Source organism: Mycobacterium sp. D16R24 (assembly GCF_002013385.1).
Taxonomy (GTDB): Bacteria; Actinomycetota; Actinomycetes; order Mycobacteriales; family Mycobacteriaceae; genus Mycobacterium.
This window is the reverse complement of the sequence record NZ_MAEV01000012.1, coordinates 146,059-160,232: the sequence shown is the minus strand read 5'-3', so window position 1 is coordinate 160,232 and position 14,174 is coordinate 146,059. Positions and strand designations below refer to the sequence as shown.

11 protein-coding genes are annotated in these 14,174 nt (G+C 64.6%); 8 read left to right on the top strand and 3 right to left on the bottom strand.

All coding sequences use genetic code 11. The features are described from left to right. Positions 1 to 31: 31 nt before the first annotated feature. Both B4383_RS11070 and B4383_RS11065 read left to right on the top strand, forming a co-directional pair. A complete protein-coding gene (locus tag B4383_RS11070; RefSeq protein ID WP_078288060.1) occupies positions 32 to 400 on the top strand; it encodes a DoxX family protein in 369 nt (122 codons plus the stop codon). Further along, a complete protein-coding gene (locus tag B4383_RS11065; RefSeq protein WP_078288061.1) occupies positions 397 to 771 on the top strand; it encodes a DoxX family protein in 375 nt (124 codons plus the stop codon). The genes B4383_RS11070 and B4383_RS11065 overlap by 4 nt, the downstream gene beginning before the upstream one ends. Here B4383_RS11065 and B4383_RS11060 read toward each other — a convergent pair. After that, on the bottom strand, positions 768 to 1,499 hold the full coding sequence (locus tag B4383_RS11060; RefSeq protein WP_078288062.1) for a TVP38/TMEM64 family protein: 732 nt from the start codon (positions 1,497 to 1,499) through the stop codon (positions 768 to 770). The genes B4383_RS11065 and B4383_RS11060 overlap by 4 nt on opposite strands. 181 nt (positions 1,500 to 1,680) lie before the next feature. On the opposite strand from B4383_RS11060, the gene mutA reads away from it, so the two are divergent. The 4 genes from mutA to B4383_RS11040 are packed head-to-tail and all read left to right on the top strand — an operon-like array spanning position 1,681 to position 7,362. Further along, complete coding sequence (gene mutA, locus B4383_RS11055) at positions 1,681 to 3,510, top strand: methylmalonyl-CoA mutase small subunit (RefSeq protein ID WP_078288063.1); 1,830 nt, start codon at positions 1,681 to 1,683, stop codon at positions 3,508 to 3,510. Position 3,511: 1 nt separating this feature from the next. Continuing rightward, positions 3,512 to 5,788, top strand: a complete 2,277-nt coding sequence (gene scpA / locus B4383_RS11050) for a methylmalonyl-CoA mutase (protein ID WP_078288064.1) — start codon at positions 3,512 to 3,514, stop codon at positions 5,786 to 5,788. After that, positions 5,788 to 6,768, top strand: coding sequence for a methylmalonyl Co-A mutase-associated GTPase MeaB (gene meaB, locus B4383_RS11045; RefSeq protein ID WP_078288065.1), 981 nt, complete (start codon positions 5,788 to 5,790; stop codon positions 6,766 to 6,768). The genes scpA and meaB overlap by 1 nt, the downstream gene beginning before the upstream one ends. 9 nt (positions 6,769 to 6,777) lie before the next feature. Further along, positions 6,778 to 7,362 carry a hypothetical protein gene (locus B4383_RS11040; RefSeq protein ID WP_078288066.1) on the top strand — a complete coding sequence of 195 codons (585 nt, stop codon included), beginning with the start codon at positions 6,778 to 6,780 and terminating at the stop codon, positions 7,360 to 7,362. On the opposite strand, the gene B4383_RS11035 is transcribed toward B4383_RS11040, so the two are convergent. Both B4383_RS11035 and B4383_RS11030 read right to left on the bottom strand, forming a co-directional pair. Beyond that, positions 7,351 to 8,400, bottom strand: coding sequence for a putative nucleotidyltransferase substrate binding domain-containing protein (locus B4383_RS11035; protein WP_078288067.1), 1,050 nt, complete (start codon positions 8,398 to 8,400; stop codon positions 7,351 to 7,353). The two genes, B4383_RS11040 and B4383_RS11035, sit on opposite strands and share 12 nt — an antisense overlap. A 15-nt stretch (positions 8,401 to 8,415) precedes the next feature. Next, positions 8,416 to 9,288 (bottom strand): LysR family transcriptional regulator, encoded by an 873-nt coding sequence (locus B4383_RS11030; protein ID WP_078288068.1) that lies wholly within the window; start codon positions 9,286 to 9,288, stop codon positions 8,416 to 8,418. Between the two features lie 90 nt (positions 9,289 to 9,378). Here B4383_RS11030 and B4383_RS11025 point away from each other — a divergent pair, with 90 nt between their 5' ends. Continuing rightward, positions 9,379 to 10,635, top strand: coding sequence for an MFS transporter (locus B4383_RS11025; protein WP_078288069.1), 1,257 nt, complete (start codon positions 9,379 to 9,381; stop codon positions 10,633 to 10,635). Positions 10,636 to 10,848: 213 nt separating this feature from the next. Next, the gene (gene ileS, locus B4383_RS11020; RefSeq protein WP_286143860.1) at positions 10,849 to 14,139 is read left to right on the top strand and encodes an isoleucine--tRNA ligase; all 3,291 of its coding nucleotides are present in this window, start codon (positions 10,849 to 10,851) and stop codon (positions 14,137 to 14,139) included. Positions 14,140 to 14,174 lie beyond the last annotated feature (35 nt).

The following is a 14,174-nucleotide window of genomic DNA, read 5'->3' as shown; positions in this document are numbered from 1 at the left end:
CTACGTGGTGTAGTGGTGGTTCACTGGGGCCATGAGCAATGACGCTTTCATATCTCCCCGAGTCCTAGCTTTGCTGGGTTCCTTTCAGGCTGTCGATGCGGTCCTCTGCGTCCAGCCGGTTCCCTATGTGGCTAAATGTCTTGACGACGTGCATTATCCGCAACACAACCGATGGATCTTCGCGCCGATCAAGGCCGCATCCGCGCTGGGCCTGATAGGCGGAATCCGGTTCCCCTGGCTGGCCAAGCTGACACTGATCATGCTCACCGTCTACTTCAGTCTCGCGGTCGGCGCACACCTGCGTGCACGTGACATCGGCCTGAACGCGATGTCGGCCTCGACACTGCTCACCACATACGGCGTCTTGGCCGCGAAGGGATTGGCGGCCAAATCGTCATGACAGAGCGGCTTTTGGCCAATCCGAAAGTGTTGAGTGCACTAGCGGTCATCCAGGCCGCTGATGCCGCGGTCTGCGTCCGTCCGATCAAGCCCATCAAAGAGTCATTGGAGAAAGTGGGTTTGCCGCAACGGATCTGGTGGGTCCTGCCGGTCGTCAAGTTGGCGTCGGCGGCGGGGCTTGTCGGCGGTATCCGGTGGGCGGCGCTGGGCCGATTAACTACGTTGATGCTCACCATCTACTTCACCCTAGCGGTCGGGGCGCACATACGGGTGCGTGACAAGGCGCTCCACGCGCTGCCGGCGGCGAGCCTGCTGGTGTGGTTCGCCGTCCTCGCGGGCAAGGGATTCGAGGAGCGGAAACCTACGGGCTAGCCGCCGACCCGTTCGGGTTCGTCTGAGGTCTCAGGACTGGCGATCTCGGTGTGGGTGCGCTTGTAGCGGCGGATCTCGTAGAGGATGCCCAGCACGCCGACCACTGAGGTCGCCAACGAGACCGCGAAGAGCGTGCCGCTGATGTGACCGGTGAGTGCGTCACCGAGAACGACGACAGCCAGGGTGCCCGGAAGCAGACCGACGAAGGTGGCCAGTGTGTAGGGCACCACGCGTACCGCCGAGGCGCCAGCCGCGTAGTTGAGGACCGAGAACGGTACCGCCGGGATGAGCCGCATCGACATCACCGCGATCCATCCGCGACGGCGCAACTGGTCGTCAACGTTCTTTACCGCAGGGCGGTGATGCAGCGTGCTGAGTTTCCACCCCAGCGCGCGCACCCCCCACAGCGCCAAGACCGCGCTCGCGGTGCTCGCGACGACCGCCAGCAGGACACCGAGCTGCGTTCCGAAGAGCAGCCCGGCCGCGAGGGTGAAGGCGGTGCGCGGGAAGGGCAGCACCGTCACGATGGTGTGCGCGGCCAGGAAGGCGAGCGGGAACCATGGGCCGAGCTCACCAGCCCAATCCCTCATCTGGAGGGCGGTAGGCAGCGGAAGAAACAGCAGGGCCGCGGCCACGATGAGAACGGCCACACCGGTCCACAGCAGCTGACGTCGCGGGATCCGTCGCGCCACCGCGACGCCCGCGCCCCAGACCTGCCGGAATCCCATGATCGTCAAGCCTACGGAGCCCGGATGAACGAACGGGACAGGACACGGGTGCAGCGGTGGCCGCGCCCCCGTACTGGGCAGTAGTCGATGGCGTCATTTAGCCTGATGACTAAGTGTGATAGGCATTTCGGCATGGAGTGCCATATATGTCGCTCGACGACGAGCAGCAGGGAGCAGTTTGGTGACTGTTGAGGTGCCCGAGATTCGACGTGACTTCGCGCGGTGGCAGAAGAACGTCGCCGGAGTCTTGGCCAAGTCCACCCGCAAGGCGGTCGAGGATCTGCCCGCCGACCCCGAGCGACTGCTCGATTCGCCGACATATGACGGGATAGCGATCCGCCCGCTGTACACAGCACTCGACGAGCTTCCCGAGTCGTCGCTGCCCGGACAGTGGCCCTTTGTGCGCGGTGGTGACCGCCGGCGCGATGTGAACAGCGGGTGGAAGGTCGCCGAGCGTTTCGATCGCGCGATCGGCACCGACGCTGCTCTCGTGAACGAGGCCATTCTCGATGCGCTGGAGCAGGGGACCAGCGCCATCGTGCTGGCCGGTCTGGCACCAGAGGCGGTGGGACGGGCACTGCAGGGGGTGTATCTCGACCTAGCTCCCCTCCAGGTAGAGGCCGGCGCCGAGCTGACCGGGGTGGCCGAGGCGATTTTCACCGTCCTGGACAGCTACGAGGGAAACACCGCCGGGGTTGTCGTCGACCTCGGCGCCGATCCGCTCGGTGATGCGTTCACGGGCCGGTCGGGCGTATCGACCGATGAGACGGTGGCGTTGGCCGAGCGTGCGAGCGTACGGGCGGAGCAGATCCACGCGATCACCGTCGACGGCACGATCGCGCACGAGCTGGGTGCCAGCGACAGCCAGGAACTCGCGGTCGCGGTGGCAGTCGGGGTCGCCTACCTGCGGCTGCTGCTGAATGCGGGTCTGGGTATCGCGGAAGCGCTGCGGCAGATCAGTTTCCGCTTCGCCGCGACCGACGATCAGTTCCTGTCGATTGCCAAGTTCCGCGCCGCCAGGGTGCTCTGGGCCCGCGTGGCCGAGGTCGCGGGCGTGCCAGAGAGTGGCGGCGCCCTCATGCATGCGGTCACTTCCGAACCGATGATGGCCCAGCGCGATCCGTGGGTGAACATGCTGCGCACCACGCTGGCCGCCTTCGGTGCCGGAGTGGGTGGAGCGGACAGCGTGCGGGTACGCAGGTTCGACGACGCGATTGCCGGCGGACTGGATGCAGTATCGCCGGCGTTCTCCGCGCGGATCGCCCGGAACACGCAGCTGCTGCTCATCGAGGAGTCTCATGTCGGTCGGGTGCTCGACCCGGGCGGCGGCTCCTGGTACATCGAAGATCTCACGGAAACCCTTGCCCAGCAGGCGTGGTCGCTGTTCACTGAGATCGAGGGCGCAGGAGGATTCGAGGCGTCCGCCGATCTGATTCGGGAGCGTATCGCCGCGACCCGCGCACAGCGCGCCGAGGACATCGCCCATCGGCGGACCTCGGTGACGGGGGTCAACGAATTCCCGAACCTGGCAGAGGTGCCGCTGCCGCCGCATCCCGCCGGCGGTTACCGGTACGCGTCCGATTTCGAGGCCCTGCGGGACCGCTCGGATGCCTCGTTGGCCGCATCGGGTACGCGTCCGACCGCACTCTTGATTCCGCTGGGCCCGCTGGCCGAGCACAACGTGCGCACCACCTTCGCCTCGAACCTGTTGGCCTCCGGCGGCATCGAGGCCGTCAACCCCGGCGTGCTTGACGCCGGCACGGTCGCCAGTGCTGTCGCGGATGCGGGAGCGCGTGTCGTCGTCATGTGTGGCACCGATGCCCGGTATGCCGCCGAGGCGGGTGCCGTCGTCGATGCGGCCAGGGCAGCGGGGGCCACCGACGTCTATCTCGCGGGGCCCGAGAAGTCCGTGGCGGAGGTCGCGGAGGCATCGCGCCCTGATGGCTATCTGACCATGAAAATTAATGCCGTCGAAGCTCTTTCGGCCATCCTGACCAAGTTGGGGGCGTGACATGACTGACCTCACGGATCGTTCGGTATCCGCCACCCTGGGCAGTTTCGCCGACGTGCCGCTGCACGGCGACCGCGTGTCGGTCGCGCCGGATGCCGCCGCCGTAGAGGCCGCCGTGGCGGAGGCCGCGGGCGCGCACGGATACACCCGCGAGCAGCTCGACTGGGAGACACCCGAGTCGATCACCGTCAAACCGGTCTACACCGCTGCGGACCGAGAAGCCGTGCGGGCCGAGGGATATCCACTGGATACCTTCCCGGGCCAGGTGCCCTTCCTGCGTGGGCCCTATCCGACGATGTACGTCAATCAGCCGTGGACCATCCGCCAGTACGCGGGCTTCTCCACCGCCGCGGAATCCAATGCGTTCTATCGCCGCAACCTCGCGGCGGGTCAGAAGGGCCTGTCAGTGGCCTTCGACCTGGCGACCCACCGCGGATACGACTCGGATCATCCTCGGGTACAGGGCGACGTCGGAATGGCCGGTGTGGCCATCGATTCCATTCTGGACATGCGTCAGCTCTTCGACGGTATCGATCTGGGCTCGGTGTCGGTGTCGATGACCATGAATGGCGCGGTGCTCCCGATTCTGGCGCTCTATGTGGTGGCCGCCGAGGAACAGGGTGTCTCGCCACAGCAGTTGGCCGGGACCATCCAGAACGACATCCTCAAAGAGTTCATGGTCCGCAACACCTACATCTATCCGCCGAAGCCGTCGATGCGGATCATCTCGGACATCTTCTCCTACACCAGTGCCAAAATGCCCAAGTTCAACTCGATTTCGATCTCGGGCTACCACATCCAAGAAGCCGGTGCCACAGCCGATCTCGAGCTGGCATACACCCTGGCCGACGGTGTCGAGTACATCAAGGCTGGGCTGGAGGGCGGCCTGGACATCGATGTTTTCGCTCCGCGCCTGTCGTTCTTCTGGGCCATCGGCATGAACTTCTTTATGGAGGTTGCCAAGCTGCGGGCCGGGCGCCTGCTGTGGAGCGAGTTGGTCGCGCAGTTCGATCCAAAGAGCGCCAAATCGCAGTCCTTGCGCACGCATTCGCAGACTTCCGGCTGGTCGCTGACCGCGCAGGATGTGTTCAACAATGTGGCGCGCACCTGTATCGAGGCGATGGCCGCGACCCAGGGACACACCCAGTCGCTACACACCAACGCCCTGGACGAGGCGCTCGCGCTGCCCACCGACTTCTCGGCGCGTATCGCGCGCAATACCCAGCTGCTCATTCAGCAGGAGTCGGGTACGTGCCGGCCGATCGACCCGTGGGGTGGCTCGTACTACGTCGAATGGCTGACGCATCAGCTCGCGTCCCGTGCACGCGAGCACATTCGGGAGGTCACCGAGGCCGGCGGAATGGCGCAGGCCATCGATCAGGGCATCCCGAAGCTTCGCATCGAAGAGGCCGCCGCACGTACCCAGGCACGCATCGACTCGGGCCGTCAACCGGTGATCGGTGTCAACAAGTACCAGGTGACCGAGGACCAGGAGATAGAGGTCCTCAAGGTCGAGAACTCGCGGGTGCGCACCGAACAGCTCGCCAAGTTGCAGCAGTTGCGCGCCGAGCGCGATAACGACGCGGTCCAACGTGCACTCGAAGAACTGACCAGGGCGGCAGCCGATTCCAGCCGTGCCGGGGAAGACGGGCTGGGCAACAACCTGATGGCGCTGGCCATCAACGCCGCTCGCCACAAGGCAACCGTCGGGGAGATCTCCGACGCGCTGGAGAAGGTCTATGGGCGGCATCAGGCCGAAATCCGTACCATCAGCGGGGTATACCGCGACGAGGTGGGAAGGGACGGCGCCGTTAGCAGCGTGACGCAAGCGACAGAGCTGGTGCAGAAGTTCGCCGACGCCGATGGCCGCCGGCCACGCGTACTGGTCGCCAAGATGGGGCAGGACGGACACGACCGCGGGCAGAAGGTGATCGCCACGGCCTTCGCCGATATCGGTTTCGACGTCGACGTGGGTCCGCTGTTCCAGACACCGGAAGAGGTGGCACGCCAGGCCGCCGACAATGACGTGCATGTGGTCGGGGTGTCCTCGCTGGCCGCGGGTCACCTGACGTTGGTGCCCGCGTTGCGAGAGGCATTGACGGAGGTCGGGCGTCCGGACATCATGATCGTCGTCGGCGGTGTCATCCCGCCCGGTGATTTCGACGAGCTGTATGAGGCGGGAGCAGCGGCCATCTTCCCTCCGGGAACAGTCATCGCTGAGGCCGCGATTGGCTTGTTGCACAAGCTGGCTGAGCGGCTCGGTTACGATCTCGCCTAATGCCGGAAAAACAGTCACCTGATGATCTGGCGGCTCTAATCCGGTCGGGGGATCGTTCGGCGCTCGCCCGAGCGATCACGCTGGTCGAGTCGACACGCGGTGATCATCGTGCACGGGCCCAGCAGCTGCTGCTGGACCTGTCTCCTGACGGTGGGAACGCCCTGCGGGTGGGTATTACCGGTGTGCCCGGGGTGGGAAAGTCCACCACCATCGAGGCCCTCGGTATGTACCTCATTGAGCAGGGGCATCGGGTGGCCGTGCTGGCGGTCGATCCGTCGTCGACGCGTACCGGCGGATCGATTCTGGGCGATAAGACCCGGATGGGCCGGCTGTCGGTACATCCAGATGCCTACATCCGGCCGTCGCCGACCTCGGGCACGCTGGGCGGGGTCGCCAAGGCGACCCGGGAGACGGTGGTGCTGCTGGAGTCAGCCGGATTCGACGTCATCCTTATCGAGACCGTCGGCGTGGGGCAGTCCGAGGTCACTGTCGCGAACATGGTCGACACCTTTGTCTTCCTGACGCTGGCGCGCACCGGAGATCAGCTGCAGGGCATCAAAAAGGGTGTGCTTGAGCTCGCCGATATCGTGGTGGTGAACAAGGCAGACGGTGCTCATGCCCTCGAGGCGCAGAAGGCGGCGCGGGAGTTGTCGGGTGCGTTGCGCCTGATCTACCCGCATGACACCCTATGGCGCCCACCGGTTCTCACCATGAGTGCGTTGGAGAACAATGGGGTCTCCGAGATGTGGGACACCGTGCTGAAGCATCGCGCGGTGCTGACCGAGGCGGGGGAGTTTGAGGCTAAACGTCGCCGCCAGCAGGTGGATTGGATGTGGGCGATGGTGCGCGACGCGGTGCTGGATCGGGTGCTCAACGCCCCGGATGTGAAGGCGGCGCGTGCGGATATCGAGCAGCGGGTGCGTGAGGGCACCCTGACGCCTGCACTGGCCGCCGAGCGGCTACTCAACCTGAGTTCGTAGGCGTCTCGCATGGTTGGCGATGCTGGTGAATCAGACAGGCCATCAGCCCCGTTGGTCTTCCTCGATACCGAGACCACCGGACTGCACCGTGAGCGCCAGCCATGGGAAGTAGCGATCATTCGCCGCACCGATGCCGGGCAGCGCCAGCTGCACCTGTGCGTAGACGTCCAGGACTTGGACCTGGAATCGGCGGATCCCGCCGGCCTTGAGATCAGCGGTTTCCACAAGCGGCACCCGCAAGTGCGCTCGAGGCCGGTGCAGTTCCCTCGCGTTTTTCGCGCCGCGGAAGCCGTTTCGCTCGTTGATGAATGGACGGCCGGAGCCACCCTCGTCGGGGTGATACCTCAATTCGATGCCGAATGCCTGACGCGGATGTTCCTGGCCCACGGGGTCAGCCCAGCGTGGAATCCGGCTCTTGTCGATGTTGTCGCCCGCACGGCGGCACGAATCTGTGAACGCGGGTTGATACCCGACGCCGATTACTCCAACCTTTCGCTGCAATTCGGGGTGAAGACCCCCAGCGCTGGGCAGCGGCACACGGCCCTGGGAGATGCGCGCTGGGCCATGCGCTGGTACGACCGACTATCTGAATGAGGATGTCGACGACAGGTAGATCAGCTTCCGTCGGATGCCGGCGATCTCGCGCGCGACGGACCGCAGCGTCGCACGTTCCTGCGGGGCAAGGGCAGACAGCGAGACGGTGTCGGACATGTGCTCTCCGTCCTGCCATGCGGTGGCCCGAGACCGCCACCGAAATCGAAGGAGCCAGGCGAAGCAATCCCGCAGTGTCGAGGCATCATCGGCGTCCAGGATGTTGCCTGCGGCGGCGTCGAGGCGCTCTGGTGTCGACAGTGCGTCCGCTCCGGCGGACAACGCCGCCCAGCGTGCGATCTTGACCACCGGATCCATCGCCGCGACCTTGAGATCGACGGTGTCGGATTGCGTCGCGAATATCCTTAACCGCGAAGGGAATCCGGCGCGTATGGCTACCGCGTCCTGAAGCATGGCAAGCCGGATGGGGTAGTGGCGCTGTGCGCAGCGGGCATTCTCGGTACGCAGGGCGTTGTCCGACAACAACGGTCCCGCGCCCACCCCCTGGGAGTCGGCCATCAGCCCCGCCATCACGACGCCGCGGTCTTCGGGCGGGTTGGCGCACCAGCGTTCGATTCCTTCGAACCAGTTGGACGCCCGGCGGCAGAATCGCCCGCGACTGGCCAGCACGCCGTTCGAATCGCTTCCGATGCCGCCGCGTTCGAGCATCGCGTGCACCTGGGCTGCCACCTCCATCAGGTGAGTCTTGCCGTCTCCGTCGAGCGCGTCGTCGACGGCAAGCAGGGTCTCGATATCGGAACCGGGTGCCGCCTCGCCTCGGGCCACGCTTCCCGAAACGAACCAGGTCCAGCCCGGATCCACCCCGCCAGTGACGAGTCGTGCGGCCGTGCGGATGCTGTGCCGCAACGTTTCGGACCAGGCAGCGGCGAGGGCCGTCTCCGGTGTGCGCACGCGCACCTCTAGGGCTATCACCATCTGCGCCGCGCCCACGGCAGTGCAGAACGCCGCCTCGTCGGCGGCGGTATCGATCTGCGCTATCGCCTGGGCGATCCCGTTCGCGGGCGGCACATCGGCAGACATGAGGATGATTGTGACCTACGTCGAGGCGACGGCGTGGGATATGAAATCACGGACCGGGCGCGAGAGGGGCTGCCCGGAGCTCCAGATAATGCCGACGTCCCGGTGAGCGTCGGCGTCTACCAGGCGCAACATCCGGAGATCAGGCGGGTAGGTGGTGGCGTCGACGGGAAGCACCGTGACACCGATGCCGGCCGCCACCAAGCCCGCCACCGTCGTCAGATTGCTTGATTCCAGCACGATGCGCGGCTGGAATTGTGCAGCAGCGCAAAGCTCTTCGAGGAGACGGCGCATACCGAATCCCGGGTGCATCGCAATGAATGGTTCATCGGCCAGATCGATCATCGACACATCTTCTGACTGTGCGAGCCGATGATCTGTGGGCACGGCGACGCCAAGACGTTGCCGGAAGAGGTTGCGCCATCCAAGATTTGCGCGACGAGGGCGTGGCGAGACGATTGCGACGTCAAGATCGCCGTTCGCGACGAGGTCATCGAGGCTGCCGGCCGCGCCCTGCTCGAGCACGAATTGGACGTGCGGCGACGTCGCGGCGAAGCCCGCGATCAGGCGGGCGACGAGTGTCGGCCCGAAGGTGTGCAGGAATCCGAGCCGAATTTCCCCCTCGGCGGGGTTGGCAAGGTCGTTGATGGTTCGACGAGCAGAGTCCAGTTCCATCTGAGCGCGCCGGGCGTGCTGGTAGAAGATCCGCCCGGACGGATTCAGCGTGAGCCGCTTACCGTGCCGGTCGAACAGTTGGACGCCAAGCCGACGCTCCAATCTGGCCAGCATTCGGGTGAGCGTGGGCTGGGCGAGCTGGAGCTGCTCGGCGGCCGCAGTGACGTTTTGCCGCTCGGCGAGTGTGATGTACCACTCGTAATCACCATCTGCCATGCTTCCACCTCACTATATGTTGAATTTAAATTATAGATCCACGAATTGCTCATTTACGCGATATGCCTGATCGGGGGAGCATCTACATCCATGGCGACGGCCCCGAGTACCCAGACCAGCCCGGCAATCTGCGCCGCAGATCCGGTGCCCCACGAAACGGGCACTGCCGGGTATCGGCGCTTGACCGGCGCGCTCTTCGCGGCCGGGCTCGCGACATTCGCCGCTCTCTATGGCACGCAGGCGATGCTTCCGGCGCTCTCCGAGGATTTCGGGGTGAGCCCCGCAGCCGCCGCGCTCACTGTCTCCGTGACCACGGGAATGCTTGCGTTGTCGATTATTCCGGCGAGCGCACTCTCGGAACGGTACGGGCGCACCCGGGTCATGCTGGTCTCGGCGATAGCCACGACGATCATCGGGCTGCTGCTACCGGCCAGCCCCACCTTCGCGGTCTTGTTGATTGGCCGCGCGGCCGAAGGCGTCGCACTGGCCGGAATTCCGGCAGTGGCCATGGCATTCCTGGCTGAAGAGGTGCACCCGGGCTCTCTGGGTTCGGCGATGGGCAGATACATCGCAGGAACCACGGTCGGTGGACTCGCCGGACGGCTGGTGGCGTCCTCGGTACTCGACGTGAGCAATTGGCGGATAGCGCTGCTAGGCAGTGGTGCTATGACGTTGGTGTGCACGGCGCTTTTCGCCATGCTGCTTCCGCGGTCGCAGTTCTTCGTGCCCAAGCGGGTCAGGGTCGGCACCACGATGCGGATTCTCGGCAGGCACCTGCGAAACCCGGTTCTGCTCATCATGTTCGGGCTTGCTTTCCTGCTCATGGGCGGGTTCGTCACCGTGTACAACTATCTGGGCTACCGACTGGTGGCGCCACCGTTCGGGCTTCCCACGGCGATCGCGGGACTGTTGTTCCTGCTGTATCTCGCGGGGACGGTGGCCTCGGCAGTGGCTGGACGGCTGGCGGACCGCCGCGGGCGGGGGCTGGTTCTCATCGGGGCGGTCGCCATCACGGCCGTCGGGCTTGCGCTGACCATCCCGGATTCGCTCGGCGCGGTGATCATCGGCGTGGGTGTGTTCACCGCAGGCTTCTTCGCGGCTCATACCGTCGCGAGCGGGTGGGTGGGCGCCGTCGCGCGGCGCGACCGTGCGGAGGCGTCTGCGCTGTACCTGTTCAGTTACTACCTCGGCAGTTCAGTGGCCGGGGCCGCAGGCGGCTTGGCCTACCAAGCAGGTGGCTGGGGATTGACGGTGCTCTTCGTGGGCGCGTTGTTGACGATTGCGCTGGTACTTGCCGCAGTGATGGTGCTTCGAAACCGGTTTGGCCATATCAACGCACCCGAATAGAATTGGCGTCATCGACACCGATCCGGCTATCACCGGGGAGTCTCCGGAAGAAAAGTTCCGTGCCCAGCGCGGATAACCCAGTAGAACCGGACGGGCAGGCCCGTTACAGCCGTTGTGAGAGGCCCTGACAGTGTGGGGCAAGCGGGGTGGTACCGCGGAGGTACGCCGACGGCGTCCCATCGTCCCCGTGCCAGCGAGCACAGGGAGACCGCGATGAGCCCCTCGGGCGAACAGCATCAGGGCGAGCGACCGGACGCGTATCCGCGCACCGATCTCGGCGCCGATCAGCGCACTGGATCGCCGAATCTCCCTGCGCTCGAGGAGCAGGTGCTGCGCTACTGGGACGCGGACAACACGTTCCGTGCCAGCATCGCCAACCGCACCGGGTCTCCGGAGTACGTCTTCTACGACGGCCCTCCGTTCGCCAACGGGCTGCCGCACTACGGGCATCTGCTCACCGGGTACGTCAAGGACATCGTGCCGCGCTATCAGACCATGCGTGGGCACCAGGTGGACCGCCGATTTGGCTGGGACACACACGGTTTGCCCGCCGAGCTGGAGGTGGAACGCCAGCTCGGCATCACCGACAAATCGCAGATCGATGACATGGGCATCGCCGAGTTCAACGACGCCTGCCGAGAGTCGGTGCTGCGCTACACGAAGGAATGGCGTGACTACGTCACCCGGCAGGCGCGCTGGGTGGACTTCGATAACGACTACAAGACGCTCGACCCGACGTTTATGGAGTCGGTCATCTGGGCGTTCAAGCAATTGTGGGACAAGGGCTTGGCATACGAGGGATACCGCGTACTGCCGTACTGCTGGCGCGACGAGACACCGCTGTCCAATCACGAACTGCGCATGGACGACGACGTGTACCAGAGCCGTCAGGATCCCGCGGTCACCGTGGGATACCGGATCGCCGGCAATGAGGACAGCCGATGGGCGGTACTCGACGGTGCGCGCCTGCTGATCTGGACGACAACCCCCTGGACGCTGCCGTCGAACTTGGCGGTCGCGGTCAACCCCGAGGTGACCTATGCGGTGGTTGCGGCCGAAGGTCCCGACGGCACCGCCGACCGTTACCTGTTGGCGCAGGCGCGGGTCGGGTCCTACGCCCGTGAGCTTGGTGAAGAGCCCACGGTGCTGGACACCTACACCGGCGCCGAACTGCTGGGCATGCGCTACCTCCCGCCATTCCCGTATTTCCAGCAGGATGCGTCGCCGAATGCCTTCACGGTGCTCTCGGGTGACTACGTCACCACCGAGGACGGCACCGGCATCGTGCACATGGCCCCGGCCTACGGTGAAGAAGATAAGAACGTCACTGACAAGGCGGGGATCACCCCCGTCACCCCTGTCGATTCGAAGGGCCGATTCGACGCCACCGTGCCTGATTACGTGGGTCAGCAGGTGTTCGATGCCAATGCGCAGATCATCAAGGACCTCAAGAACGGCACCGGTTGCGCTGCCTCCAACGGCGCCGTCCTGTTGCGGCATGAAACCTACGACCACTCGTACCCGCACTGCTGGCGCTGCCGAAACCCGTTGATCTACCGCGCGGTGTCGTCCTGGTTCATCAAGGTGACCGAGTTCCGGGACCGGATGGTGGAGCTCAACGAGCAGATCACCTGGTACCCCGAGCACGTCAAGCACGGCCAGTTCGGCAAGTGGCTGGAAGGTGCGCGCGACTGGTCGGTGTCTCGAAACCGATACTGGGGCACCCCGATCCCCGTGTGGAAGTCTGACGATCCTGCGTATCCGCGCATCGATGTATACGGAAGTCTCGACGAGCTGGAACGCGACTTCGGAGTCCGTCCGACAAATCTGCACCGGCCGTACATCGATGAGCTGACCCGGCCCAATCCGGACGATCCGACCGGCAAGTCCACCATGCGCCGCATCTCGGACATCTTTGATGTCTGGTTCGACTCGGGCTCTATGCCGTACGCGCAGGTGCACTATCCGTTCGAGAACGCCGAGTGGTTCGAAAACCACTTCCCGGCCGACTTCATCGTCGAGTACATCGGCCAGACGCGCGGTTGGTTCTACGTCATGCACGTGCTGGCGACGGCGATCTTCGATCGGCCCGCATTCAGAACCTGTGTGTCGCATGGCATCGTGCTAGGCAACGACGGCCAGAAGATGAGCAAGTCGTTACGCAATTACCCGGATGTCAACGAGGTGTTCGACCGCGACGGCTCCGACGCGATGCGGTGGTTCCTCATGGCGTCGCCGATCCTGCGCGGCGGCAACCTGATCGTCACTGAGCAGGGCATTCGCGAGGGCGTGCGGCAGGTGATCCTGCCGCTGTGGAACGCATGGAGCTTCCTGCAGCTGTATGCGTCCAGACCCGGCACGTGGCGCACCGATTCGACCCAGGTGCTGGACAAGTACATCCTGGCCAAACTGGCGCAGCTGCGCGATGACCTCACAGCGTCCATGGATATCTGCGACGTTTCGGGAGCGTGCGAACAACTGCGTCAGTTCACCGATGCACTGACCAACTGGTATGTGCGACGGTCACGTTCGCGGTTCTGGGACGAGGATGCGGATGCGATCGACACCTTGCACACCGTGCTGGAGACGACGTGCCGTCTGGCTGCACCACTGTTGCCGATGACCACCGAGGTGATTTGGAAGGGATTGACGGGGGAGCGGTCCGTGCACCTCACGGATTGGGTGCCCGAATCGGCGCTGCCTGCCGATCCCGATCTGGTGGCCGCCATGGATGAGGTGCGCAAGGTGGCATCGACGGGCTCGTCGTTGCGCAAGGCCAAGAAGCTGAGGGTGCGCCTGCCGCTGCTCAAACTGACGGTTGCGGTGCCCGACCCGAAGCGGTTGGAGCCGTACGCGGCCCTTATCGCAGATGAGCTGAACGTAAAATCCGTGGAACTGACCAATGATATCGCTGGCTACGGCAAGTTCGAATTGACCGTCAACGCACGTGCCGCAGGCCCGAGGCTGGGCAAGGAAGTGCAGACGGTCATCCGCGCGGTCAAGGCCGGCGACTGGGCTCAGCAGGCAGATGGAACCGTCATTGCCGCCGGGATCACCCTGCAGGAGGGCGAGTTCGATTCGAAACTGGTGGCCGCGGAGCCGGATTCCACGGCGGCGCTTCCCGAGGGCGGGGGGCTGGTCATCCTCGACGACACCGTCACCGAGGAGCTGGAGGCCGAGGGATGGGCGCGCGACCGTATTCGTGAGATTCAAGAGTTCCGTCGGGAACAGGGACTCAATGTCTCCGATCGGATTCGTGTGACGTACTGGGTGAATACGTTGCCTGCGGGGTGGGACGACTCGCTTCGCGAATTGATCGCTGGTGAGGTACTGGCGACACAGTTCGAACTTTTAGAGGATGCCAACATTGAGTTTCGTCCCCCATCGGCGGCTGCGGAAGCAATCGATCTCATCGGCGGCTCCATTGATTACAGCACCGATGTTCCGGTGTTTACGCTGAACAGCGGGTACCGCATCAAGATGGAGAAGGTTCCCGCGAACTAGCCTTTCCATTTGCAGTCGAGCGTGCGAATTGTGTT